Here is a 22,138-nt window from a genome sequence, read left to right on the forward strand (position 1 = left end):
GATGAACTCAGCATCGCCGGGCATTCTCAGCCGAAAGGCATACTTTGGATCTTGTCGACTATATAGGGTCTGTTCTGGCAGACTTCAGCAACCCCAAGAAGCGCGTCTTTTTGGGGTATCTGTTTTTGACGGTTCTGATCGCGTTCGTTTGGTTGGTTGCAGTCCGGAAATCTTCAATCCGGCGGGCATTTCAGCAGGTATTTGATCGCAAAATCCTATTTTCGCCGTCGGCCAAGGCGGACTACAAGATCTTCCTCATCAACCGTGCATTCACGATGTTCATCTCGCCCTTGCTGGTCACACAGCTGGCAATCGCGACAGCCTTGTATTACGCACTTCATGATCTGAGCTTTTTACAGCGAGGGGTTTTCTCTGAAGCCCCAGCAGGCGTGATCGTAGCACTGTTCACGCTGACCATTTTTGTGGTTGATGACTTTACCAAGTATCTGTTGCACCGCTGGATGCACCGTTGGCCACTGTTATGGGCCATTCATAAAACCCACCACTCTGCGGAAACCATGACCCCGATAACGGTGTACCGAACGCACCCTTTGGAGGGGGTGCTTTACAGTCTGCGCAGTGCCGTTGCGCAGGGAACGACAATGGCCGTCTTCCTCTTTCTGTTTGGGAGCGCGGTTGATCTTTATACAGTGCTCGGCGTCAACGTCATGTCGTTCGTGTTTCACGTCACAGGCTCAAACCTGCGGCACTCACACATAGCAATTCGATATTGGCCGTGGCTGGAACATGTTCTCATATCTCCGGCGCAACATCAGGTGCATCACTCAATTGCACGCGAACATCATGACAAGAATTTCGGTGTTGCATTGGCCGTGTGGGATTGGATCTTTGGTTCCTTGCATTTGTCCGAACAGGATGCCGTATTGAAGTTCGGTCTGCAGCCGACTGAATCTCATCCATCGAATGTACTTTACATCTACCTGCGCCCGTTTGCAGACATTGCCCAAATCTTCAGGCGCCGCGTTCGCAAGTTGCGAGAAGGCGGTAAACGATCGTTGGCTGGCAACCCTAAAAAGCGCGCTTCACAGCCAAGGTCCCTGGGTTGAACAACGCTGAATCCATTGGCTATTTGTCCATTGGGTACTTTGATTGTGTGGTGAGTTGCGTCCAGAATACCGATTGATGTTTGCGATGGTGTCTATCCGACAAGAGCGACCACAACTCACAAAGAAAAACCGTTCAGGCGGTTTGCACGAATGATGGTATGTCTGTTTTGTTTCAGCGAATATCGCTAGGATTTGAGCACCGGCTCTACCGACTTTGGCAGCGGTAGCTCTGTTCACAATGTGATACATGGTTGCCGATCTATTTGGTTCGATCTTGACTGACGAAAGACAATTGGGAATTCCAGATCAGTCACCAGGAAGAACAAAAAGCCAGTCGAACCATGCAACATTGGTTTCTTGATCAAAGATCTGGCGATGAATTATTGGGTCTCGTGTCTGAAACCAGCCGCATTCCAAGATGAGCCGGTGGCGAACCTACGGCACATCCACCACGTGCGGGGTCACGAACCAGAAAAGGTATCGCTGCCAGGTGCTCCCCACCGACAAAGAAGGCCGGACACCGGTCCGGATCGATTTCGCTGTTGCTTCCGGCATAGCAATCCTGTGTCCACTCCCAGACACTTCCATCCAGATCGGCTATTCCTTCGGGAGTACTGGAAAAACTACCCTGCGGTTTCAGTGCACGTGGCGCGATCCCCTCTGTCAAATAGGCTGAGGCCCAGGTCAGCGAAGGATCAGTAAAAATTGGATCCGGCTCTTCCGGTAATACAGAGCTGGCCATTTGTTCCCATTCCGCAATTGTTGGTAGGCGAAATTCATGTCCTGTCGCAGCGTTGAACCATTGCAGGTACTCATTGACGTCCAGGTAGCTAAGACCGGTGGCTGGTGTTGTCGCGGGATCAAGGCCAGGACGGGTGCGCAGTTTCAGGATACAGCCACCGTCCTCGTGGCAACGGTTCCATTCGTTCACCGTGACCTCGTAGCGTTGAACTTGGAGTGCCTTGCCGTCGGGCATAACGATCAGGCGATCGGCCATGTCAGGCATGGGCTGTGTTGGGACCGAGGAATAGTTCTGCCATGTCCACCCGGCCAAAAGTACCACCGCCACACTGGCACCCATCAGGCAAATTTTGCCCCTCGTGGATGTCAGGTGTATGGCGGTGGCGTTCATGGTCTATCGTCCAGCAGTCTTAGGTTGCAAAGGGACGCGGAGCGACGACCTGTTCCATCAGATTGTTGTCCCACTCACCTTCTACGATGAAGTGTGCGGTGGCACCCAGCAGCGCCGCTTCGATCAGGTTGTGGTTCACATAGGCGTACACGCCGGGCTGTTCGAAGGTGTACATCGCCGCAACCGCACATCCGCCCCGGACAAACCAGGTTTCAACGCCGGTCTGGGGTGTGTCCGTGAACGAGGTTTCCCAGACATAGTTACCGTGACCACCGATCAGGTGCGGGCGGGTGTCGCGGTTGGCTTGGTTGTGGATCATCAGAACCGTCTCACCAACGTTGAACTTCAGCGCATTTTCGCCGGTCAGAGCACCAACCGCGCCGTTGAACACCGAGTGCGTGGGTGTCAGCGTCCGCATCGCATCCAGGCTGTCGGCATAGTCGTCACCGGCGGCTTCATAAGTTTTGTACTCGCCGTTTTCGTCCATCGGCAGGTAGTAGTCCTGCTCGCCGATATAGGCGATCTTATCGTACTTCAGCGGGTTGCCATCGGCGTCTTTCAGACCGTCACGCGGCAGCACCATGACTGCGCCGTTCATTCCGTGGGTGACGTGATAAGGGATCATCGCCCCACCAGGTGCGCAGTGATAGGTGAAACAGCCAGGCTTGGTCGCTTTCCAGCGCAGCACGGTTTCCTCGCCCGGATAAACGTGGGTCAGGCCACCACCGCCCAAAGCGCCGGTCGATGCGTGGAAGTCGATGTTGTGCTCCATCACGCTGTCTTCGGGGTTGCGCAGGGTCAGCTCAACCATATCGCCTTCATGGCAGATGATCAGCGGACCGGGGACCGAGCCGTTGTAGGTCAACGCCCAAACGGATGCACCGGTGTCTTCGTCCACCACCATCAGACGTTCGGTGGTGTCCATGGTGATCTCGATGATCTTCGGGCCACCGGTGGCAATCTGCTCGTGCTCAGGGGCAAAGGGCGGCGCAACAAGTTCCTGCTTCACACGGGTATAGCCCGACAGATCCGCAGGCTTCGCAGTGCTGTCTGCAGTCTGCTCGGCGGCTGCCTTGTGCAAGTTCTTTGACGCGGCATCCGCCTTGAGCGGCATGGGGCTGCGTCGGGCAGCCATGGCGGTGGCGCCGGTCATCGCGGCGGCACCGGCCAGAACCGATCCGCGCAGCACATTGCGGCGGCTTGTTTTCATAAGGCCTGGGTTGATGAACTTGGTCATTTTATCCTCCTTGGGGTCGGATGTGGGCGGCAGGTCCTAATCCTGCCGCCGAAACAGGGATCAGAAGTTTGCCAATTGGGCTTCAAAACGTTGCTTGGCTTTCTTCGGCACGCGGCCTGCCAGGAAATCCTCGGGCGGCTGGACGTCGCCAACGGCAATCGTCATCACCATGCCCATGGCGTAGTGCGGCTTGCAGATCACGCCATAGACACCTTCGGTTTCCAGGGTGACCTCAATCTCTTGGTTTATCTTGCCTTTAAAGCCTTCGGCGCCTTCAGGGATCAGGCCTTTGCCGGTCTCGGCGTTGTGGCCCTTGTCACTCGCCAGAAACTTGATGGTGTCCCCTGGTGCGGCCTGAATGAACGCTGGCTCAAAAACCATACGCTCGCCGTCGGCGCCCTTGTTGAGCATCTTGACCTCATAGGTTTCCGCAAAGGCAGCGCCGACCATCATTGTGGCCAAGGCGGCTCCGGTTGCAATTGCGCGGATCATCGGTCTGTCCTTCCATTTTTGATCTCTTGAGCTGGACTCTATTGGGTTGTGCGAAACGAAATTTGCGCTGGCGCAAGGTTTCCGGCGTTTTTGGAAGGTGGGATTGGCAGTGAACTGGCTTTGTTGCCGCGAATGTGCCAATTCGGAAGTGCAATGACTGAGAATGCCAAGAAGATCCTGCCGCGGCTTGATGAAAGCCTGCTGACGCACCTGCCGCCGTTTTCGAAACTCGAGCGGCGCCAGATTCGCGTCATTCTGGATCAGGCCAGTTCGCGGCGTTACGACGAAGGTGCACATATCTTTGAAGAGGGGGAGAGGGCCGAGCGGTTCTTTATGCTGCTAGATGGATATGTTCGCGTCGTCCGTGTCACTCAGACCGGTGAGCAAGTCACAGCTCTGCACATTCCATCCGGGCAGCTGTTGGGTATTGCCAAGGCCATCGGGCGCGAAAGCTATCCGGCCACGGCGGTAACCGCGACTGAATCCATCGTGCTCAGCTGGCCGATGCGATTGTGGGACACGTTCGTTGCGGAATACGACGGCTTTGCGACCGAGACCTACAAGACCGTGGGCCACCGTGTTGGCGAACTGAACACGCGCATCGTGGAACTGGCCACGCAACAGGTAGAACAGCGTGTCGCCAATGCGCTGCTGCGCCTGATCAATCAAACCGGGCGCAAGGTCGATGACGGGATCGAGATTAACTTTCCTATCACCCGCCAGGACCTGTCCGAGCTGACAGCCACCACCCTGCACACGGTCAGCCGGTTGCTGAGTGCTTGGGAAAAGCAAGGCATTGTCGAGAGTAAGCGCAAGCGTATCAAAGTTTGTGACCCTCACGCTTTGGTCGAATTGTCTCAAAACTAATTGTCGATAGCGCTTTGAAGCTCGGCCAGAAACTCCTGTTCGTCCAAATCGTATTCGAGACAAGCGTCGGTGATGCTGTGGAACGGATTGACCACGCAGCCCACGCACAGCATCCCATGACGTAAAAAGACGGAAATGGTTTGTGGCCACAGGCTCAAAACGTCCGACAGCATCAGATCAGGGTCATCTAGGCGGGGCATACGCGGCTCCTTTCCCCTAAACGTAGAGACTGAACCGCGACAAACGTTGTGCTGGCGCAAATTTGGACCTCACTACCCGGGCTACCAATAGGCATCCCGAGGTGAAGGAGGCCGACGCATGGCTGAAATCTTAACAAAATCGAGGGCGCGCAACATCTTCTACGGGGGCTCGATATTCTTTGTCGTGATCTTTGTGGGGATGACCGTCCACAGCCACCGATACGTGGTGAACCAATCAACCGCAGGTATGGAACTGAGCGAAGAGGTCGTGTTGGGCAAACACGTCTGGGAGCGCCATTCCTGCATCAACTGTCACAGCCTGCACGGCGAAGGCGCCTATTTCGCGCCCGAGTTGGGCAACGTCATGACCCGGTGGGACGTGATGGATTCGCCGGAAGACGCCTATGAGACGCTGGATGGCTGGATGAAATCGCAGCCCACCGGCATCGAAGGTCGTCGCCAAATGCCGTTCTTTGAGCTGACCGAAGAAGAGACACGCGGCTTGGCCGAGTTCCTTCGTTGGGCCGATCAAACCGACACGCAGGGCTGGCCGCCCAACGACGCGGGTTAAGGGGCGCAAGGAGAAAAACCATGAAATATCAATCTCAAAAAGTGGCGCTCTATTACTTTCTGGCGGCCATTGCGCTGTTTGGCATTCAAGTGCTGGGCGGGCTGCTGGCAGGCTGGATCTATGTCTCGCCCAATTTCCTGTCTGAACTTTTGCCATTCAACATCATCCGCATGATCCACACCAACGCGCTGATCGTCTGGCTGTTGCTGGGCTTCTTCGGGGCCGCATACTTCCTGATACCCGAGGAATCAGAACGCGAGATCTATTCGGTCAAACTGGCCTATATCCAGTTGATTATCCTGCTGGTGGGCACGTTGGGCGCAGTGGGATCCTACCTCGTGGGCATCCACGGCGGGCGTGAATTCCTTGAGCAACCGCTCTGGGTCAAGTTCGGCATTCTTGTTGCTGCGCTGATCTTCTTGTTCAACATCTCGATGACGGTTCTCGCGGGTAAGAAAACCGCGATCACCAACGTGTTGCTCATGGGTCTGTGGCTGTTGTCGCTGTTGTGGGTCTTTGCCTTTATCAACCCCGACAACCTGAGCCTGGACAAGATGTACTGGTGGTTTGTTGTTCACCTGTGGGTCGAGGCGACCTGGGAACTGGTGATGGCCGCGATCCTGGCCTTCCTTCTGCTGAAACTGACCGGTGTGGACCGTGAAGTGGTGGAAAAATGGCTCTATGTCATCGTCGCCACTGCGCTGTTTTCCGGCATCCTTGGCACCGGGCACCACTTCTACTGGATCGGTTTGCCGGGCTACTGGCAGTGGATCGGCTCCATCTTCTCGACGCTTGAGGTGATCCCCTTCTTCCTGATGATGAGCTTTGCCTTTGTCATGGTCTGGAAAGGCCGCAAGAACCACCCCAACAAGGCCGCGCTTCTGTGGTCGCTGGGGGCATCAACGGTGGCCTTCTTTGGCGCCGGTGTCTGGGGCTTCCTGCACACGTTGCACGGGGTGAACTTCTACAGCCACGGCACGCAGATCACCGCGGCCCACGGTCACCTGGCATTCTACGGAGCTTATGTGGCGCTGAACCTGGCGATGTTTACTTACGCAATGCCGATGCTGCGCGGGCGGATGCCGTACAATCAAGTGCTGAACATGGCCTCGTTCTGGCTGATGACGGGTGGCATGGCGTTCATGACCTTTGTCCTGACCTTTGCGGGAACCATCCAGACCCACATGCAGCGGGTGGTCGGTGACTACTACATGGACGTGCAGGACAGCCTGTCGGTGTTCTATCTGATGCGGTTCGGCGCGGGTGCCGCCGTGGTGATCGGGGCGCTGCTCTTCATCTACGCAATGCTTGTTGTTCGCAAAGACGAAGTCATTGCCCCCGGTGACGCAAGTTCGGTTCCAGGAGAGTAAGGTATGAACATGCAATCTCCCCCACCTTGCCGTATTATCAGCCTGTCGCGCGCGAGTGTGAGCTGTTCGAGACGGCTTATGACAATGGTTTGCCCCTTCTTCTGAAGGGGCCGACCGGCTGCGGCAAAACCCGCTTTGTCGAACATATGGCAGCGAAACTGGGTAAACCGCTTTACACCGTGGCTTGCCATGACGATCTGTCGGCGGCGGACTTGATCGGGCGCTATTTGCTCAAGGGCGGCGAAACCGTCTGGGTCGATGGCCCGCTTACACGTGCCGTGCGCGAAGGCGGTATCTGTTACCTTGATGAAGTGGTCGAGGCGCGCAAGGACGTCACCGTGGTCCTGCACCCGCTGACGGACACACGGCGCACGCTGATGATCGACCGCACGGGTGAAGAGTTGGTTGCACCGAGCGAGTTCATGCTGGTGGCCTCTTACAACCCCGGCTATCAGAATGTGCTCAAACGTCTGAAACCCTCCACCCGGCAGCGGTTTCTGTCGGCGTCCTTTGACTTTCCCCGCGAAGAGACCGAGATCGCGATTGTCGCGCAGGAAAGCCGGTTGGAGCCGGGCCGCGTTGCGCCCTTGGTTCGGCTTGGCGGGCATATCCGCGAGCTGTCGGGCATGGACCTGGAAGAAGGCGTTTCAACCCGTCTGCTGATCTATGCCGCCACCCTGATGGCTGGCGGAATGGGCGTCACCCAAGCGATTGAGGCTGCCATCGTTGAGCCGCTGACGGATGAACCGGACATGCAGCAGGCGCTGCGCGATCTGGTTGCCACCATTTACGGATAGGCCCATGCGATTTCTGGATCTGATGGAGCCCGAAGAGGCGGTAGGCAACCTCTGGCATGACATGGCCAGTGGCATCGCCTTGGGCGAGAGTCACCCGCAGGCGGCGGTGACACTTGCCTCGGTCCGTTCAAGCCTTTCCGTGCTGTTTCGGGCCCTGGGGGGCGCTAAAGGCGTCGAACTGGCCGAGGCCCCGGCCACACTGGTGCGCCACCGCCGTCCCATGCGTCGCAGTTTGGGGGCGGAACGAGACCGGGAATGGGTGGCAAGTTATGATGGCGAGCGGCTGTCTTTGCCACCCGCCATCGCCGCTTTCCCCGAGGCACGCCTGAACCGGGCCGCATATTTCTGGCTGACGGCTCAGGCCGCGGTCAGTCAGCTGACCGAATTGAACCTCCCCGAGGCTGGTCCCGCCTTAGACGTGGCGCAAATACAGGCAAACGCCCACGCCGCTGATGTGGCGTTCAAACAATGTCCGGGGTTGCGCCAGGCCTATGCTGAAATGGCGCAACACTGCACAGGTTCGCGACCCCAAGTGATCCGGTCAGGTTTGGAGGCCGAAATCGAAAAGGCCGTTTGTGATCAGCTATGTGGTTTTTCCTCAGCACTCCAAACAGGTGATACTCCGCGCGGCTACAAACCCTTTGCTCCGGTCCCTATCTGGCTGAAGTACGCCAGACCGGGGTCCGGCGCTGCGGCCACAGACGAGCAGGCCGATCCTGTCGCTCCGCCTCCCAATGCGGCACACACAAATCGTAAGCTGGGTGAACGCAAGGATCAGGACCAACAGAACCGCAAGGACAGCTTTATCATCCACCGTTTTGAATCGATCCTGTCTTGGGTCGAGTCGATGAACATCAACCGCAGTGTCGATGATGACGACGACGAAAACGCCCAGAAAGCGGCGGACGATCAGGACCAGATCACCCTGTCCAAACACGACCGCAAAGCCGCAACGCGTCTGCGATTGCATCTGGATCTGTCGCCCGCCGATGCCGATCACGAAGCGCTGGCGGGTGAATTCACTTACCCGGAATGGAACCACCGCTCGCGCAGCTACATGGATGGGCATTGCCGCGTGCTCGAAGCGCCGGCACAGCCGGACGACACGCATCCGTTCCAACCCAACGAACGCCGTGTACGCGAAGTGAGGCGCCAATTCGAGGCACTGCGCCCCCGCCGTATCCTGCAACCTAGGCAAGTCGACGGATCCGAATTGGATTTGGATGCCTTGTTGACGTCACGGGCCGATCTAATGGCCAATGGACGCGGCTCTGACCGCATCTGGCAGGAATTGCGGCAAACTGAACGTGACCTATCCGTGGCCTTTCTAATCGACAATTCCCGCTCGACTGAAGCCGCTATTGGGGACACATCCGTTATCGAAGTGGCGCGCGAAGCCATGGCAGCGCTGGCCAGCCGGCATCGATGCTGCTGGGGATCGGTTCGGCATCTGGGGTTTTTCATCGCTCAGGCGCGATCGGGTGTTTCTGACCAAGTGCAAACCCTTTGACACACCACTGAACGCCGAAACCGCCGCCAACATCGGCGCCTTGCGTCCCGGCCATTATACTCGCCTGGGCACCGCGATCCGCCACGTCAGCGCGCAACTGGCTGATGAACCCTCGGCCCACAAGCTGTTGATCATCCTGACCGACGGCAAGCCCAACGATCTGGACCACTACGAGGGCCAGCACGGCATCGAGGACAGCCACATGGCTGTGCGCGAAGCGCGGCGCAATGGGCTGAGCCTGCACGGCGTCATCATTGATGAAGATGGCCAGGACTGGTTCGCCCGCATCTTCGGCCGTGGCGGTTTTACACTGCTGCCCAACCCCGAGCGGCTGACCCGCGCCCTGCCAGAAATTTACCGAACCCTGACGAAGGAAACCTGACATGCTACGTTTCGCCATTTTCTTTTTTGCTGTCGCAACACCGGTCTGGTCGGAAACCTTCGACCGTCCAATACCACAGGCCCAGTCCGCTACGGCAGAGCTCTGGTTTGCGCTTGGCAGTATTGCGTTGGTTCTTGCACTGATTGCGGTGCAGCTTTTGGTTGCCAGGCGATGAAGCAACAAAGTTGGTCCGTTATTAAGATCACGTTGGCCCTGTATCCATTTGGTGCCGGGGCCGCAGCCGTGAACGTGTTCTTTGCGTCCTTGATCTTTAGCTGGGTGGGTGCTCCCGTGCTGTCGACTGGATGGTCTATCCTTTTGGGCTGTGTGATTGGTGTTCCAGCAACGTGGTATTTTGCGCGCCACATTAGGCATCTGATCGAAATCGCCGATAATGGGGCAAAAAATTAGGGGCCGAAATTTCAATTGCCTGACCACGTCGTTGTGCAAGCTTAAGGGCTCGTGTTCCCAACCATTTTGATCGACTGTGATTCATCATGACGGTTGCGGCCTAGCGCAACCCACGCCGCACATTGACGTCACCAGTTTTGGCATCGCCGCCCGGTTTATCGCGTTCCAGGACCCTGAGCAGGGTGGGTGTTTCCTGCCCGCAGATTGACGTGCAGTGCATGGGGTGGAACCAACCGAAATGCAGAAAGTGGGCCGTCCCTTCCGCATCGCGTCGACCTGTTTTGATTGGCAGTGCCTTCAATGGGCCTTTCAATAGTCGGCTGTGAAACTTGATCCTAAGACGTATCTGAGCAAAACAGCACCCGCTCATTTCTGAACGGGTGCCGATCAAAGCATTGGGGTGGAAGGGAAGAGGAGCAGACCCCGCTTTGAAGACTTGGCCGATCAGGACGCGTTGGCCTTGATGGCGGCAACCACGCGCTCGGGTGTCATTGGCATGTCGACCCAAACCCCAATTGCGTTGTAGACAGCTTGGGCAACCGCCGCGATGCCTGCGGCAATCGGGGATTCCCCGGCACCGCGGGCGCCAAAGGGGCCAACAGGATCGGGATCTTCGACAAACAGAACCTCGGCGTCATGCGGGAAGTCGGCACAGCGTAAAAGCTTGTAGTCGAGCAGATTGCCGTTCTTCAGCGCACCTGTTTCCTGGTCAAAGATCATGTGTTCATAGATCGCAAAGCCGGATCCGCAGATCGCAGCACCAATGATCTGGTTCTTGAGCACTTGAGGGTTCACCACCGTGCCGCTGTCCTGAACACACAGAAAATCGATCAGTTTGATCTGGCCGGTTTCGATGTCGACCTCGACCTCGCAGAATTGCGCGCCGAACTGACGTGCAAAAGTGGTCGAAGGCGGCATCGGTACCCGTGGGCTGCCAGTGATCGAAGACGTCTGTCCCAGCGTGTCCGAGCGCAGCTCGTTCAGCACGTCGGAAAACGGAATCCGCTGGTTGTGCTTGCCGGGATCGCGGTGAATGACCTCGCCGTTTTCTACGTCCAATTCGGATGGATCGACGCCATCAAAAAACTCGCGTGCGGCGATGGTCAGAAGCTGGTTCTTGACGTCACGGGCAGCCTCGCGGCTGGCCCAGCCGGTGCGGTACATGGTCGAGGACGCCAGCGAGCCGTGGTTCCATGGGCAGCTGTCTGTATCGCCGGTTTCGATGGCGACTTGATCAAGCGTCAGGCCCAGTTCCTCGGCAACGACCATGGCACTGGGTGGTTTCGGCCCCGGCGCCCTGACGCCCCACAGCGCAATGCACCTTGGCCGAGCCATCGGGGTTCATCCGAACCATGGAGTTTGACGCGCCTTCAAATTCCACACCGCAGACATGAGCGCCGGTTCCAACGCCAATCCCGCGACGCAATGGGCCGTCGGTTTGGGTGGGGACAGCCCAACCTTTCCAGCGGTCTTTCCAGTTGAACTTGTCCGAGCCCTTTTCGAGCAGCGCACGGGTTCCGCCAGCCGACAGTTTGAACAGCTCTGGCCAATCCTTGCGCAGATGTTCGGGCACGTTGTTGATGTATTCGTCCACTTGTCCCTTAAGGTTATGGCGGCTGTGCTGCATCCGCAGCTCATCACCCGACACGATCTGGTTCTTGATGCGGAAATCGACCGGATCGATTCCGACCTTTTCGGCCAGCTGATCGGCACAGCGCTCGACACTGGCGCCAAGCGTACAGTCACCGACCCCGCGCATGCAGCCTGCGGTCACCATGTTGGTGTTGATGCCGTGGATGCTGTAATCACCGTGGCCGTTCTTGCCCCACATGTCGACGCAGAAGAACCCCACATCATCCTTGAAGCCGTAACCGCCATTGTCGATCAGGTGGTCAAACTCAAAGAACGTCAGCTCACCATCCTTGGTGCAGCCCATCGACCCGCGCGTGCGCTCCTGATGGCGGCGTTTGACGGTGGCCATGCATTCTTCGTTGTCCAGTTCAATCTTGGCAGCTTTGCCGACCTTCTTGGCCAGCAGCACCGTGATGAGCATGAAGTTGTTCGACCACCATTGCCCAAACGAGCTGCCGCTTGGCAGGGCCTGCACCCGGATCTTGGACAGTGGGATGCCCAAGGCCTCGTGTACGCCGTCGCGCAGTTCGCTGGGGGTCTGCGACGAGGTGATCACATTCACCCGATCACCCATCCATTCCGCGATACAAGCGTTGCGGCCAAGGGGGGCATATTGCTGGCTTTCATAGAAGATGTCGCAATCTACGGTGACGTCTGCGGCCGCCTTACCGGCGTCGACATCCCCCCAGGACACGCCATAAGGGTCGCGCTCGTTGCCTTCATACCGGATTTGGGGGGCATCTGCTTTGCGCGCCTCCTCCATGTCGAAGACGGCGGGCAGCAGTTCGTATTCGATTTCGACCAGCTCAGCCGCCTTGGCCGCGGCCTCGGGCGTGGTGGCTGCGACGGCTGCCATGTCGTCGCCCACAAAGCGCCCGATCCCATCCAGCACCTTGCCGCGATAGTTGAACCAGGCCGCTTCCCAATCGTTCTGTGGAACGTCGTGATGTGTCAGGATGCCAACGTAGCCCGGCACCTCTTCGGCCTTGCTGGTGTCGATCTTGATAATTTTGGCGTGCGGGTGCGGGCAGCGGACGATCTTGCCGTGCACCATGTTCTGCACTTCGTAGTCGACTCCGTAACGGATTGTTCCGGTTACCTTTTCAACGGCGTCCTTCACATGCAGGCCGTGACCCACAACCTTGAGGCTCTTGTCGTGTTTTACCATGTTATCCTCCCGCCCATGTCGGGCGTGTCGTTGCAGTGTCGGGTTATTCGGCGGCCTGCGCCGGGGCGTTCATCAGCTCGGCGGCACGCAAGACGGCCTTGACGATGTAGGGGTAGGCGCCGCAGCGGCAGATGTTGCCGCTCATACCGACCGAAACTTCGTCCGCTGTGGGGTTTGGGTTCTCTTCCAGAAACGCCTTGGCGCTGAGGATGAAGCCGGGTGTACAGAACCCGCACTGAAACCCCTGTTCTTCGATAAAGGCCTGCTGGATCGGGTGCAGGGTTTCACCGCTCGCCAAGCCTTCGATGGTCATGATGTCCTTGCCTTCGGCCTGCTGCGCCAGCATCAGGCACGAGGTCTGCGGCAACCCGTCGACCAGGATGGTACAGGACCCACATTCCCCTTCGGAACAGGACACGCGAGCACCGATCAGCCCCAGATCGGTGCGCAAGGCATCGGCCAGGGTCCGATCGCCGCGGTCCGAGATTTCGACATTGCGGCCATTGACTTTGAGTACGGTCATCAGATCGCGCCTCCGTGGTTTTTGATGGTGTCTTCCAGCGCGCGGCGCAGCATGATCTCGACCATGTCCTGCCGGTATCCGGCAGAGGCGCGCACGTCTGTAATGGGTTTGGCGTGTTTCGCGGCTGTCGCCGCGACCGAGGCCAGCGTTTCGACGGTCACATCCGTCAGCGCCACCCCTTCGAGCTGGGCACTGGCGTCGGGCGCGTTCAGGATGATCGGAGCAACAGCGCCCAGACCAAAGCCGACCTTGCGGATCACGCCATCGGAGCCAACGGTCACCGCAGCAGAGCCATTGACCAGCGCGATGTCCACGACGGTTCGATCAATCCGGCGATAAGAGACATGGACAGTCCCATCCGAGGGCAGGGGGATCGACACTTCTTCGAGGATCTCGACCCCGTTCAAGGCGGTTTTGTTGACTCCTTTGAAGAAGTCGAACATCGACACCGCGCGCGAGCCGTCTTTGCCAAGGATCTTTGCGGTCGCGCCAAGTGCGACAAACGCCGGGCTAAGGTCCGCTGCCGGCGATGCGTTACACAGGTTGCCGCCCACCGTCGCCAAGGTCCGTGTCTGCGGGGTTGCCATCAGCTTGGTGATCTTGCTCAGCGAGGCCAGAACGTGGTGCTGGTCTGCCGACCGCTCCAGCACTGGCCAGTGATGTCAGCGCACCGATGCGGATCGCATCGCTTTCGACGTGGATGTAGTCCAGCTCGGACAGGTCGCGAATGTCGATGCAGGCGGTTGGCTTGGTCTTTTCCTGCTGCCAATGCAGCGTCATATCTGTACCGCCAGCCCAGATCTTTGCCCCTTCGCCCTTTTCGGCAAGCAAGGCGACCGCCTCGGCCGGGGATTGAGCACGTTGATATGTGAATGTTGATTTCATTGCATTTTCCACAACTTTCCAGGGCGGGGGCAGTGACGCCCCCGGCTGTTGAAGGTCCGCCCCCCGTCTAGGCGGGCGACAAAATCTGTCGGGATCAATCAGATCGGCAGGCGTCCAACCCAGCTGTTGTTGCCATAGGTTTCGTCGAACCCCTCGGCGTCGAGCCATTCGATGATGGATGGATCAATGCCGTCGTCAGCCGAAATCGTTGCATCGGCCACGCCAGCCTCGTGATAAACCTTGCTGAACAGGTCCCACGTGTCTGCCAGATACCCGGCTTCGCAATCGACATCCTTGCCGACCAATGCACCCCAGCCGCTTGGTTTGCCATCGGGTTGCGGGGCTTCAGTCGGGATGCTTTCGCACAGCGGTTTCCCGTCCCCCATTCCAAGGGCGCCCTTGTTTTGATCAATGGTCAGCATCACCGCGCCAGCCTGTGTCAGACGCACGTCTTCCTCGGGCCAGTCCAGTCCTTTGGCGATGATTGCGTTGCCTTCGGCCGGGTTTTGCTTCCACCAATCAACGGCCTCGAACCAGGCGCGGATTACCTCGCGGGCGACCTCGGGCTTTTCTTCCAGCCAGTTTGTTGAACACGCAATCGAATCCGACACCAACCCGCGTTCATAGGTCTTGTCGGTAAAGGTGCTTTTCAGAACATGCGCGCCATCGCGCTGTGCTGATTGGGTCGAAAACGGAATAAAGTTCACATCCACATCCAAAGCGCCGCTGGAGAACGCGGCGGTTGCATCCTGCGGGAGCATGATGCTGTGGTTGGCGCCATCAAAGGGAATGCCGTTCTTTTTCAGCGTCAGCAGCATCCACATGTGATTGAGGAAGCCATAGTCGGCGGCATAGGTCTTGCCCGCCAGATCAGCCTCGGATTGGATCGCGCCATCTACCACCATTTCGTCCAGGCCATAAGACATGAGCGGAACAGCCACGTGTTTGACCGGCACGTCCGCCGCTGCGGTCACCACGGTGGAATCCATCGTGGTCATCATGCATTGAATCGATCCGCTGACCAGACCGGCGTTGCGGGCGGTGATGTCCTCGATGATCTTGACGTTGATGTCGACGCCATCGGCCATGCCCTTTTCCTTGGCGATGAACCAGGGACCATAGACCGAGACGGACAGCATGGTGACGGTGAATTCTTCCTCGGCGGCGGCTGTTCCAGCCATCACCGTTGCGCCCAAAGCCAACGAGCTGGCAGCGGTTTTAAGGATGGATTTGATTTTCATTTTTTCTTCTCCCGTGGTGGATTTCAGGCGGCCTGCAGCTGAATTTCTTCGCGCATCCAGGCAAACATTTGTTTCTCGATTTCCAGGTATCCGGGCTGGCTCAGCAGATCTTCCTTGCTGGTAAAGCGGTAGCCCTGCTTGAAATCCATGTAGACGTCTTCTTTGATCCGCCCTGGTGTGCGGGTGTAGAACACGATGCGGTCGGCCATATAGATGGCTTCCTGAATGTCGTGGGTGACCATGATCACGGTCTTTTTCTCGACATCCATGATCTCGACCATCATCTCCTGCATTTCCCAACGCACCTGCGCATCCAGTGCGCCAAAGGGTTCGTCCATCAACAAAACTTCGGGTTTCTGGGCGAGCGTCCGGGCAATGGCGACGCGCTGTTTCATGCCGCCTGACAGCTCTGCGGGGTATTTGTCGGCTGCGGCACTCAGGTGCACCTCTTCCAGCAATTTCTGCGCGCGGTCCCGGCGTTCTGCGGCGGGAATGCCCAAGATCTTCATGCCGTACTCGACGTTCTGGCGCGCTGTCAGCCAGGGAAAGGAGGTATAGGCCTGAAAGATCATACCGCGATCGGGGCCGGGGCCTTGGACAGATTGGCCGCTGACCAGAATGTCGCCCGTGGTGGGTGTTTCCAGCCCGGCCACCATCCGCATGACGGTGGTTTTGCCGCAGCCCGAGGGGCCGACAAAGGCAACAATCTCGCCTTCCTTGATGTTGAGGGACACGTTGTCGACGGCGGTAAAGGATCCACCCAGATAGGTCTTGGTCACTTCGTTGACGCTGATGATGTTGCGGTCGCTGATGTCACGTTTCAGTTTCATGATCTCTTTCCCCCTCAGCCCTTGCGTTTCCGGTTCCATGGGAAGGCGTAGTGCGCTGCCACCCGGAACACGATGTCGGTTAGAACCCCCATGATGCCGATGGTCAGAATGCCGGCCATGATCACATCAACCTTGAGGAACCGGCCTGCGCGCATCATCACCGCGCCGATGCCATCCTGGGCGGCGACAATTTCGGCAATCACCAGATAGGTGTAGGCGACCGCGATCATGTTGCGCATCGAGTCCATGATCGCAGGCGAGGCGGCACGACCAACGACGTTGATCACGATCTCTTTGCGCGATGCACCCATGGTTTGCGCGGCTTCGATCAGCTCTTTGGGCACGGCTTCGGTGTTGTCCAGGATCAGGGCGATCAGAAAGAACACCACGCCCAAAACAAGCAGGGCCATCTTTTGGCTGTCGGTTGGTCCAAACCACACCAGCAGCAACGGAATGAACGAGGCGGCGGGCAGGTAGCGCGCGCCCGAGATCACCGGATTAATCAGCGCGCGGATCGGGGCAAAACAGCCCATCAGGATGCCAAGCGGGATCGCGATCACGCAGGCGATGAAGAAGCTGCCAAAGATCCGATAGGCGGAAATACCGACATCCGACATATAGTCCTTTTCCTGGATCAGATTGATCAAGGCCTGCACAACCGATAGCGGCGACGGCAGGAACCTTTTGGCTTCTTCTGCTGTCAAAAGGTGCGCCACCTCCCACAGGCCAAAAAAGAACAACGCGCCAATCAGGCCGTATGTCATCGTTTGTCTACCGCTCAGAGTGACCAGAAGCTGAAGTTTCTTCGGCTTGGCGGCCGTTTCCTTCAGATCCGAGGTTCCGGCTTTGATACTTGTGTCCGACATCTCATTTCCCTGTTGCCAGCACGTGGTTGAACCCACGTCCCAATTTTCGGTTCCCAACATGATCTCTTTTATTTAGTGATGGGATCGCAAGTTATTCACAGATACATTGAGTGGGATCAATGTAACCAAAGGAGGGCGATGTGTACCGGCTGAGTGACACTGACATCCGTCTGCTGCATGTCTTTCGTGCGGTTGTTGAATGCCGCGGGTTTTCCAATGCTCAGGCGGTTTTGAATGTGGGCCAGCCCACCATCAGCAGTCATATTAACCAGTTGGAACAACGGCTTGGCTTTCGCTTGTGCGATCGCGGGCGCACCGGTTTTCGCCTGACACGCAAGGGCGAAAGCGTATACCAAGAGACGTTGGTTCTGTTCAAAGCGCATGAAAAGTTCCAGAACATCACGCTCGAGCTCAAGGGAAAGCTGAGCGGGTTTCTGAAGCTTGGTTTGATCGACAGCACTGTGACCGACCCCAACAGTCCAATCATCCGCAGCCTTGAGATGTTGAACAACAAGGCCAACGAAATAGCGATTCGCCTGTCGATCCTAACACCCAACCATCTGGAAAAGGCGGTGCTGGACGGGGATATCGATATCGCGTTTGGCACCTTTGACCGTCAGGTTCCCAATTTGCGGTACAAGCCCGTCTATGTGGAACACAACACGCTCTACTGCTCGCGCAATCACCCCATCGCCGGGTTGACCAAAAAGGCCGACATCCGCCAGGCAGTGGCCGACAGCCGCAAGGTCACCCGATCCTATCTTGAGGGAGAAGATCTGTTTCCGCTTGGGAGCGACCACAGCGTGAACCACGCCTCGGTCGAATTTCTCGAAGCGGCGGCGGTGATGTTGCTGGCAGGGGGGCATATTGGGTTTCTGCCCAACCACTATGCCGAGATGTGGGAGAAGTCCGGGAAGCTGGTGCCGATCCTGCGCGATGAATACGTCTATACGTCCGAGTTCTTCATCGTGACCCGCAAGAACCTGCGTGGATCGGTGATTGTCGAGACCTTTCTGGAAGATCTCGACATCGCGATTGCGGAAATAGACGCGGATCTGGACACGAGCATCGCAGATCCGGTGTCTTAGCCGGTAAAATTTGGGATCGGGCTGACCGGCGCGTCATAATACGGCAACTGGTCCCGGCGCGGGGAATAGGTTCCGTCGTCTGTCACTTTCTGTACGTGAGCCGCGATGTCTTCCATCGGTGCAAACCAGACGTCGCCACGCGCCATCACTTCTTCGAGGAAAGCGCTCATCACCTCCCACCGGGCCAGACGGCCTGTGGCAAAGGGGTGCACAACTGGAATCCACAGTCCCCCGTGCCGGTACGCGGCTTCGAATTCTTGCCGGAAAGTTTCAAACCCTTCGCGTGGGGCGCGGATGGGCATCATGTAATCCAGATCGCCCGACTGCACATATTGCGGCCAGTCATCCAGGCCCCAATGGGTCGGAAGCTCGACCAGGGACCCTTTGGAGCAATCCAGAAAATAGGGGACGTCATCGCCCATCAGTGAGGCGTCATAGGAAAACCCGCGCTCGGCCAGCAGGTCTGCGGTCCGGTCCGAGAAATTGTAGAGCGGGGCGCGGAACCCTCGTGGCGCCTGACCGGTTGCGGATTTGATCACATCCAGTGCCCGGTCCAGCCAGTATTCTTCTTCGGCCGCGGGCAATTCGCTGGGGTGTTCGTGAATATAACTGTGGTGAGCGACCTCGTTGTCGCCCTCAAGCATCGCCTCGACGGCGGCCGGGTAGCGCTCGATGCACCAGGTACGGCACAAAGAATGTCTGCCGAATGCCCAGGCGCTTGTAGGTGTCGACAATGCGCGGCACGCCGACCTCTGGCCCATAGCGCAGCATGGAAATGGCAGAAACCCGCGAATGCCCATCGTTTTTGTGTGCAACATGGATCAAGCTGTCCGCATCCATGTCAAAGGTAACGCAAGCGGCGCATTTGGCCCCGTTTGGCCAGGGAACCGGGTTCTTGATCATGGCATCACACTCCCACCGTTGACGTGCATCCCCTGTCCGGTGATGAACTTTGAGGAATTCGAGGTCAGGAATACGGCCATATCGGCAATCTCTTCGGCGTCGCCGAAGCGCGACAGCGGAATGTCCAGCTCTTTTGTCCGCCATTCCTCGGTCATCTGATCCGCTGACAACATTGCCGTGTCGATGGGGCCGGGACAGATCGCGTTGACCAGAATCTTGGGGGCGAACTCTTTGGCCCACGAACGCATCAAACCGATGACCCCGTGTTTGGATGCCACATAGGGCGAGAAGGTCTCGCGCCCCAGATACCCCAGATCGGACGAGATCAGGATCACTCGCCCGCCGTGGGGTTGCATCGCCCGGATCCCTTCGCGCCCTATCAGGAAGGTGCCGCGCAGGTTGACGTCGATGACGCGGTCAAACTCTTGCGTGTTCGTCTCGAGTAGCGGTTTTTCGTGGATGATCCCGGCGCAGTGGACCAGGAAATCCAGACGCCCGATGTACTGGCGCACCTGCGCAAACAGCGCCAGCACGTCCTCTTCGTTCGACACATCACAGGCGATGGAAACCGCGCGGCCCGAGGCGGCCTCGATCTCGGTCACGGTTTGGTCGGGTGCTTCGATATCAACGCAGGCTGTCCACACACCGTGCGATGCCAGAGCCTTGGCGCAGGCTGCGCCAATACCACTGGCGGCACCCGTCACCACGGCCCGGCGACCGATCAATTCTGCCCCATAGTTGACCGAGCCCATAACTCAACTGGCCCTGTTGTGCAGGATGCGGCCAATAAGGTTCATCAGAACCTGCGCAGCCAGGGTCGAGGTCGAGCCCGAGTGGTCATAATCCGGCGCCACCTCGACCAGGTCGATACCTACGATGGTGCCGCGCTTGGCCAACCCATCGAGAAATTCCAGAACTTCGTAGTACTGAAACCCGCCATGGCTGGGCGTGCCTGTGCCGGGCGCGATCGAAGGGTCAAACGCGTCGATGTCGATAGTGACATAGTACCGCTTGCCTTTGGGCACGCGGTCCAGCACACCCTGAACACCCAGTTTGCGCAGGTGGCGCACCGACAGGATATCTGATCCCATCTCTCGCGCCTGGGTGTAGCCTTCTTTCGCGGTGGACGAGACGTTTCGAATACCCAATTGGGTCAACCCGGTGACATAGTCCTTTTCCGCGGCGCGTCGCATTGGGTTGCCGTGCCCGTAACGGACACCGTGGCGTTCATCCACGAAATCCAGATGGGCGTCGATTTGTACGACGTGGATCGGCTCTTGATCGTCAAAGGCATTGATGCAGGGAATGTTGATCGAATGATCGCCACCAAGAACGACGGGCAGGGCGCCGACCTTGAGAATGGCGCGAACACCCGCCTCTATATTGGCGTGGCTGTTGATCGTATCGGTGTGGATAATGTCGGCATCGCCGATGTCCACGATCTTGGTTGTGCCCGCGGGCAGATAGGTGATGTCGTCTTCGAAGTCATAGGCCCCGCCATGACCGAATGAGAACAAAGTGGACGCCTCGCGGATTGCGCGAGGGCCAAACCGCGCGCCAGATCGCCACTGGCACCCGAAATCAAAAGGGGCACCCAGAACGGCAACATCCGCGTCAATTGCATTCCAATCTGCCACATACTCGCCTTTGGCGAAGGTACAAATGCCAACGAACGGCAAATTCAGTCGACCGCCTTCGTATCCATGGCTGCTCATTGATGAATCTTTCTTGTTTTGTGGGCTCCGTTGAAGTCACGGTAACAGCACATAAACATCGTTAAACTTGCCAGCTTGAGATGATAACATTGATCAATGCCAATGTAATTGAACCTCAAAGCGGATGCAGGATCGGATGTTGAACGAGCCTAACCCAAAGAAGAATTGTCATCGCTTCGTAATAATGAGTTGAAAATCAATGATATCGATCACAATGGGAGGCCTCAGTGCACTGTCACTGGGCGTCGCCGACTTCATTGCCAGCCAGAATTCCACGCGCATCGGAGCTACTCGATCATTGGCGGGTATGTTGATGATCAGCTTTCCCGTTCTGAGTCTCTTTATGCTGTTTCAGAACGGGTTTGTGGGCCTGTTCTTGGTTGCAAATCTGCAGGCGATCCTCCTGGCCTGCTTGCACGGTGTGGCGATGACCGTGGCATTGCTTTTGTTTTTTCACGCCATGTCCATTGGTAAGATTAGTGTTGTTGCCCCCATCGTTGCGGCTCATCCATTGGTGATTGTTGGATACCATTTGCTGTTGGGAGCAACCTTTTCGACGATACAGCTACTTGCTGTGCTGGGTATCCTTATGGGCGTGGCACTCGTCGGTGCGTGCAGTGGTGGTCACACAGGCGGCAACAGGCCGAAAAAACGCTATGCCAAGTTGCGAGATGTAGTTGTTGCATCGCTCGCCGCAAGCACGACATACGGCGTTGCGATCCTGTTTCTCCAAGGCGCAGCCAACACCATTTCCGACCTGCAGGTACTGTGGCTTGGGCGCTGTATTGGCCTTGTCACTGTCATGATCATCTTACGTGTTCGAAGACAGTCGCCGATCCCTACGTCCGCGCGGTGGTGGGGGCTATTTGCAATCCATGGGTTACTGGACTCAGGAGGCCTCTTATTCTTGCTGATGGGTACAACCGAAGGGATCGATGGATCCATCACAGCTGTTGTGGCTTCCACCTTTCCGGTTGTTACCATGGGGTTAGCATGGAAGGTTCTGAATGAGCGGGTTAGGCCACTACAAATTTTCGGAACAGCGCTGGTTCTGGCAGGGGTCGCCTTAACCGCCGCCCACTAGGCCATAATTTGTTTTTTCAGACGTCAGGCAGATATCCACTTAGCCACGCGATCTTCCACGAGGTTGGGTTAATCTGTACTTTGCACTCAGGCAACCTGAGCAACTTGCTTTTGATGGATGGTTAGCTTGCTCGCCTTCTAACTGAACAATTTTCAGTGAAAATGGCG

General features: G+C 57.4%; 25 protein-coding genes and 1 pseudogene. 10 read left to right on the forward strand and 16 right to left on the reverse strand.

From position 1 onward, the window contains the following. Positions 1-44: 44 nt before the first annotated feature. Positions 45-1,067, forward strand: coding sequence for a sterol desaturase family protein (locus ACZ1HE_RS04255; RefSeq protein ID WP_472619692.1), 1,023 nt, complete (start codon positions 45-47; stop codon positions 1,065-1,067). A 361-nt stretch (positions 1,068-1,428) separates the two neighbouring features. Here ACZ1HE_RS04255 and ACZ1HE_RS04260 read toward each other — a convergent pair whose 3' ends face one another. The 3 genes from ACZ1HE_RS04260 to ACZ1HE_RS04270 are packed head-to-tail and all read right to left on the reverse strand — an operon-like array spanning position 1,429 to position 3,928. Further along, positions 1,429-2,199 (reverse strand): formylglycine-generating enzyme family protein, encoded by a 771-nt coding sequence (locus ACZ1HE_RS04260; protein WP_472619693.1) that lies wholly within the window; start codon positions 2,197-2,199, stop codon positions 1,429-1,431. Positions 2,200-2,218: 19 nt separating this feature from the next. Further along, complete coding sequence (gene nirK, locus ACZ1HE_RS04265; protein ID WP_472619694.1) at positions 2,219-3,436, reverse strand: copper-containing nitrite reductase; 1,218 nt, start codon at positions 3,434-3,436, stop codon at positions 2,219-2,221. Positions 3,437-3,496: 60 nt separating this feature from the next. Beyond that, positions 3,497-3,928, reverse strand: coding sequence for a pseudoazurin (locus tag ACZ1HE_RS04270; RefSeq protein WP_472619695.1), 432 nt, complete (start codon positions 3,926-3,928; stop codon positions 3,497-3,499). A gap of 153 nt (positions 3,929-4,081) precedes the next feature. Between ACZ1HE_RS04270 and ACZ1HE_RS04275 the strand changes: the two genes are divergently transcribed. After that, the gene (locus ACZ1HE_RS04275) at positions 4,082-4,795 is read left to right on the forward strand and encodes a Crp/Fnr family transcriptional regulator (protein WP_472619696.1); all 714 of its coding nucleotides are present in this window, start codon (positions 4,082-4,084) and stop codon (positions 4,793-4,795) included. Here ACZ1HE_RS04275 and ACZ1HE_RS04280 read toward each other — a convergent pair. Then, a complete protein-coding gene (locus ACZ1HE_RS04280; RefSeq protein WP_472619697.1) occupies positions 4,792-4,995 on the reverse strand; it encodes a DUF1858 domain-containing protein in 204 nt (67 codons plus the stop codon). The two genes, ACZ1HE_RS04275 and ACZ1HE_RS04280, sit on opposite strands and share 4 nt — an antisense overlap. 118 nt (positions 4,996-5,113) lie before the next feature. On the opposite strand from ACZ1HE_RS04280, the gene ACZ1HE_RS04285 reads away from it, so the two are divergent. The 6 genes and pseudogenes from ACZ1HE_RS04285 (at position 5,114) to ACZ1HE_RS04310 (ending at position 10,036) form a co-directional block, all read left to right on the forward strand. Beyond that, entirely contained in the window at positions 5,114-5,566 is a 453-nt protein-coding gene (locus tag ACZ1HE_RS04285) for a c-type cytochrome (RefSeq protein ID WP_209249789.1), read from the forward strand. Between the two features lie 20 nt (positions 5,567-5,586). Continuing rightward, on the forward strand, positions 5,587-6,936 hold the full coding sequence (locus ACZ1HE_RS04290) for a cbb3-type cytochrome c oxidase subunit I (RefSeq protein WP_472619698.1): 1,350 nt from the start codon (positions 5,587-5,589) through the stop codon (positions 6,934-6,936). Positions 6,937-6,962: 26 nt separating this feature from the next. Continuing rightward, a complete protein-coding gene (locus ACZ1HE_RS04295; protein ID WP_472619699.1) occupies positions 6,963-7,733 on the forward strand; it encodes an AAA family ATPase in 771 nt (256 codons plus the stop codon). Positions 7,734-7,737: 4 nt separating this feature from the next. Beyond that, a pseudogene (locus tag ACZ1HE_RS04300) lies at positions 7,738-9,625 on the forward strand (nitric oxide reductase activation protein NorD). A 1-nt stretch (position 9,626) separates the two neighbouring features. Continuing rightward, on the forward strand, positions 9,627-9,800 hold the full coding sequence (locus tag ACZ1HE_RS04305; RefSeq protein ID WP_472619700.1) for a protein NnrT: 174 nt from the start codon (positions 9,627-9,629) through the stop codon (positions 9,798-9,800). Then, positions 9,797-10,036: an NnrT protein gene (locus ACZ1HE_RS04310; protein ID WP_472619701.1), complete on the forward strand. Its 240-nt coding sequence runs from the start codon at positions 9,797-9,799 to the stop codon at positions 10,034-10,036. Before ACZ1HE_RS04305 ends, ACZ1HE_RS04310 begins: the two co-directional genes overlap by 4 nt. 444 nt (positions 10,037-10,480) lie before the next feature. On the opposite strand, the gene ACZ1HE_RS04315 is transcribed toward ACZ1HE_RS04310, so the two are convergent. The 8 genes from ACZ1HE_RS04315 to ACZ1HE_RS04350 all read right to left on the reverse strand — a co-directional run bounded on the left by ACZ1HE_RS04315 (position 10,481) and on the right by ACZ1HE_RS04350 (position 17,181). After that, positions 10,481-11,305: a xanthine dehydrogenase family protein molybdopterin-binding subunit gene (locus tag ACZ1HE_RS04315; RefSeq protein ID WP_472619702.1), complete on the reverse strand. Its 825-nt coding sequence runs from the start codon at positions 11,303-11,305 to the stop codon at positions 10,481-10,483. After that, positions 11,271-12,836: a xanthine dehydrogenase family protein molybdopterin-binding subunit gene (locus ACZ1HE_RS04320; protein WP_472619703.1), complete on the reverse strand. Its 1,566-nt coding sequence runs from the start codon at positions 12,834-12,836 to the stop codon at positions 11,271-11,273. Before ACZ1HE_RS04320 ends, ACZ1HE_RS04315 begins: the two co-directional genes overlap by 35 nt. A 43-nt stretch (positions 12,837-12,879) precedes the next feature. After that, on the reverse strand, positions 12,880-13,359 hold the full coding sequence (locus ACZ1HE_RS04325) for a (2Fe-2S)-binding protein (RefSeq protein WP_472619704.1): 480 nt from the start codon (positions 13,357-13,359) through the stop codon (positions 12,880-12,882). After that, positions 13,359-13,946: an FAD binding domain-containing protein gene (locus ACZ1HE_RS04330; RefSeq protein WP_472619705.1), complete on the reverse strand. Its 588-nt coding sequence runs from the start codon at positions 13,944-13,946 to the stop codon at positions 13,359-13,361. Before ACZ1HE_RS04330 ends, ACZ1HE_RS04325 begins: the two co-directional genes overlap by 1 nt. Then, on the reverse strand, positions 13,894-14,244 hold the full coding sequence (locus ACZ1HE_RS04335; protein WP_472619706.1) for an FAD binding domain-containing protein: 351 nt from the start codon (positions 14,242-14,244) through the stop codon (positions 13,894-13,896). The genes ACZ1HE_RS04330 and ACZ1HE_RS04335 overlap by 53 nt, the downstream gene beginning before the upstream one ends. Positions 14,245-14,342: 98 nt before the next feature. Then, positions 14,343-15,485, reverse strand: coding sequence for an ABC transporter substrate-binding protein (locus ACZ1HE_RS04340; protein WP_472619707.1), 1,143 nt, complete (start codon positions 15,483-15,485; stop codon positions 14,343-14,345). A 23-nt stretch (positions 15,486-15,508) separates the two neighbouring features. Further along, positions 15,509-16,315 (reverse strand): ABC transporter ATP-binding protein, encoded by an 807-nt coding sequence (locus tag ACZ1HE_RS04345; protein WP_472619708.1) that lies wholly within the window; start codon positions 16,313-16,315, stop codon positions 15,509-15,511. 14 nt (positions 16,316-16,329) lie between these two features. Further along, positions 16,330-17,181 carry an ABC transporter permease gene (locus ACZ1HE_RS04350; protein WP_472619709.1) on the reverse strand — a complete coding sequence of 284 codons (852 nt, stop codon included), beginning with the start codon at positions 17,179-17,181 and terminating at the stop codon, positions 16,330-16,332. A gap of 140 nt (positions 17,182-17,321) precedes the next feature. Here ACZ1HE_RS04350 and ACZ1HE_RS04355 point away from each other — a divergent pair, with 140 nt between their 5' ends. Then, positions 17,322-18,269 carry a LysR family transcriptional regulator gene (locus tag ACZ1HE_RS04355; RefSeq protein ID WP_472619710.1) on the forward strand — a complete coding sequence of 316 codons (948 nt, stop codon included), beginning with the start codon at positions 17,322-17,324 and terminating at the stop codon, positions 18,267-18,269. On the opposite strand, the gene ACZ1HE_RS04360 is transcribed toward ACZ1HE_RS04355, so the two are convergent. The 4 genes from ACZ1HE_RS04360 to speB are packed head-to-tail and all read right to left on the reverse strand — an operon-like array spanning position 18,266 to position 20,887. Then, complete coding sequence (locus tag ACZ1HE_RS04360) at positions 18,266-18,961, reverse strand: polysaccharide deacetylase family protein (protein WP_472619711.1); 696 nt, start codon at positions 18,959-18,961, stop codon at positions 18,266-18,268. The two genes, ACZ1HE_RS04355 and ACZ1HE_RS04360, sit on opposite strands and share 4 nt — an antisense overlap. Then, positions 18,906-19,172, reverse strand: coding sequence for a hypothetical protein (locus ACZ1HE_RS04365; protein ID WP_472619712.1), 267 nt, complete (start codon positions 19,170-19,172; stop codon positions 18,906-18,908). The genes ACZ1HE_RS04360 and ACZ1HE_RS04365 overlap by 56 nt, the downstream gene beginning before the upstream one ends. After that, positions 19,169-19,924 carry an SDR family NAD(P)-dependent oxidoreductase gene (locus ACZ1HE_RS04370; protein WP_472619713.1) on the reverse strand — a complete coding sequence of 252 codons (756 nt, stop codon included), beginning with the start codon at positions 19,922-19,924 and terminating at the stop codon, positions 19,169-19,171. The genes ACZ1HE_RS04365 and ACZ1HE_RS04370 overlap by 4 nt, the downstream gene beginning before the upstream one ends. Before the next feature lie 3 nt (positions 19,925-19,927). Continuing rightward, entirely contained in the window at positions 19,928-20,887 is a 960-nt protein-coding gene (gene speB / locus ACZ1HE_RS04375; protein WP_472619714.1) for an agmatinase, read from the reverse strand. A gap of 199 nt (positions 20,888-21,086) precedes the next feature. Here speB and ACZ1HE_RS04380 point away from each other — a divergent pair, with 199 nt between their 5' ends. After that, complete coding sequence (locus ACZ1HE_RS04380; protein ID WP_472619715.1) at positions 21,087-21,971, forward strand: EamA family transporter; 885 nt, start codon at positions 21,087-21,089, stop codon at positions 21,969-21,971. Positions 21,972-22,138: the final 167 nt, after the last annotated feature.

The organism is Falsiruegeria sp. JB4-1 (genome assembly GCF_055693495.1).

Bases quoted from the DNA above. Each gene is read 5' to 3' on its own strand.
- ACZ1HE_RS04330 (WP_472619705.1), bottom strand. From the start codon at position 13,946: ATGGCAACCCCGCAGACACGGACCTTGGCGACGGTGGGCGGCAACCTG.
- nirK (WP_472619694.1), bottom strand. From the start codon at position 3,436: ATGACCAAGTTCATCAACCCAGGCCTTATGAAAACAAGCCGCCGCAAT.
- ACZ1HE_RS04290 (WP_472619698.1), top strand. From the start codon at position 5,587: ATGAAATATCAATCTCAAAAAGTGGCGCTCTATTACTTTCTGGCGGCC.
- ACZ1HE_RS04370 (WP_472619713.1), bottom strand. From the start codon at position 19,924: ATGGGCTCGGTCAACTATGGGGCAGAATTGATCGGTCGCCGGGCCGTG.
- ACZ1HE_RS04305 (WP_472619700.1), top strand. From the start codon at position 9,627: ATGCTACGTTTCGCCATTTTCTTTTTTGCTGTCGCAACACCGGTCTGG.
- ACZ1HE_RS04365 (WP_472619712.1), bottom strand. From the start codon at position 19,172: ATGATCAAGAACCCGGTTCCCTGGCCAAACGGGGCCAAATGCGCCGCT.
- ACZ1HE_RS04320 (WP_472619703.1), bottom strand. From the start codon at position 12,836: ATGGTAAAACACGACAAGAGCCTCAAGGTTGTGGGTCACGGCCTGCAT.
- ACZ1HE_RS04270 (WP_472619695.1), bottom strand. From the start codon at position 3,928: ATGATCCGCGCAATTGCAACCGGAGCCGCCTTGGCCACAATGATGGTC.
- ACZ1HE_RS04345 (WP_472619708.1), bottom strand. From the start codon at position 16,315: ATGAAACTGAAACGTGACATCAGCGACCGCAACATCATCAGCGTCAAC.
- ACZ1HE_RS04280 (WP_472619697.1), bottom strand. From the start codon at position 4,995: ATGCCCCGCCTAGATGACCCTGATCTGATGCTGTCGGACGTTTTGAGC.
- speB (WP_472619714.1), bottom strand. From the start codon at position 20,887: ATGAGCAGCCATGGATACGAAGGCGGTCGACTGAATTTGCCGTTCGTT.
- ACZ1HE_RS04260 (WP_472619693.1), bottom strand. From the start codon at position 2,199: ATGAACGCCACCGCCATACACCTGACATCCACGAGGGGCAAAATTTGC.
- ACZ1HE_RS04340 (WP_472619707.1), bottom strand. From the start codon at position 15,485: ATGAAAATCAAATCCATCCTTAAAACCGCTGCCAGCTCGTTGGCTTTG.
- ACZ1HE_RS04335 (WP_472619706.1), bottom strand. From the start codon at position 14,244: ATGAAATCAACATTCACATATCAACGTGCTCAATCCCCGGCCGAGGCG.
- ACZ1HE_RS04310 (WP_472619701.1), top strand. From the start codon at position 9,797: ATGAAGCAACAAAGTTGGTCCGTTATTAAGATCACGTTGGCCCTGTAT.
- ACZ1HE_RS04275 (WP_472619696.1), top strand. From the start codon at position 4,082: ATGACTGAGAATGCCAAGAAGATCCTGCCGCGGCTTGATGAAAGCCTG.
- ACZ1HE_RS04315 (WP_472619702.1), bottom strand. From the start codon at position 11,305: ATGGTCGTTGCCGAGGAACTGGGCCTGACGCTTGATCAAGTCGCCATC.
- ACZ1HE_RS04325 (WP_472619704.1), bottom strand. From the start codon at position 13,359: ATGACCGTACTCAAAGTCAATGGCCGCAATGTCGAAATCTCGGACCGC.
- ACZ1HE_RS04285 (WP_209249789.1), top strand. From the start codon at position 5,114: ATGGCTGAAATCTTAACAAAATCGAGGGCGCGCAACATCTTCTACGGG.
- ACZ1HE_RS04350 (WP_472619709.1), bottom strand. From the start codon at position 17,181: ATGTCGGACACAAGTATCAAAGCCGGAACCTCGGATCTGAAGGAAACG.
- ACZ1HE_RS04380 (WP_472619715.1), top strand. From the start codon at position 21,087: ATGATATCGATCACAATGGGAGGCCTCAGTGCACTGTCACTGGGCGTC.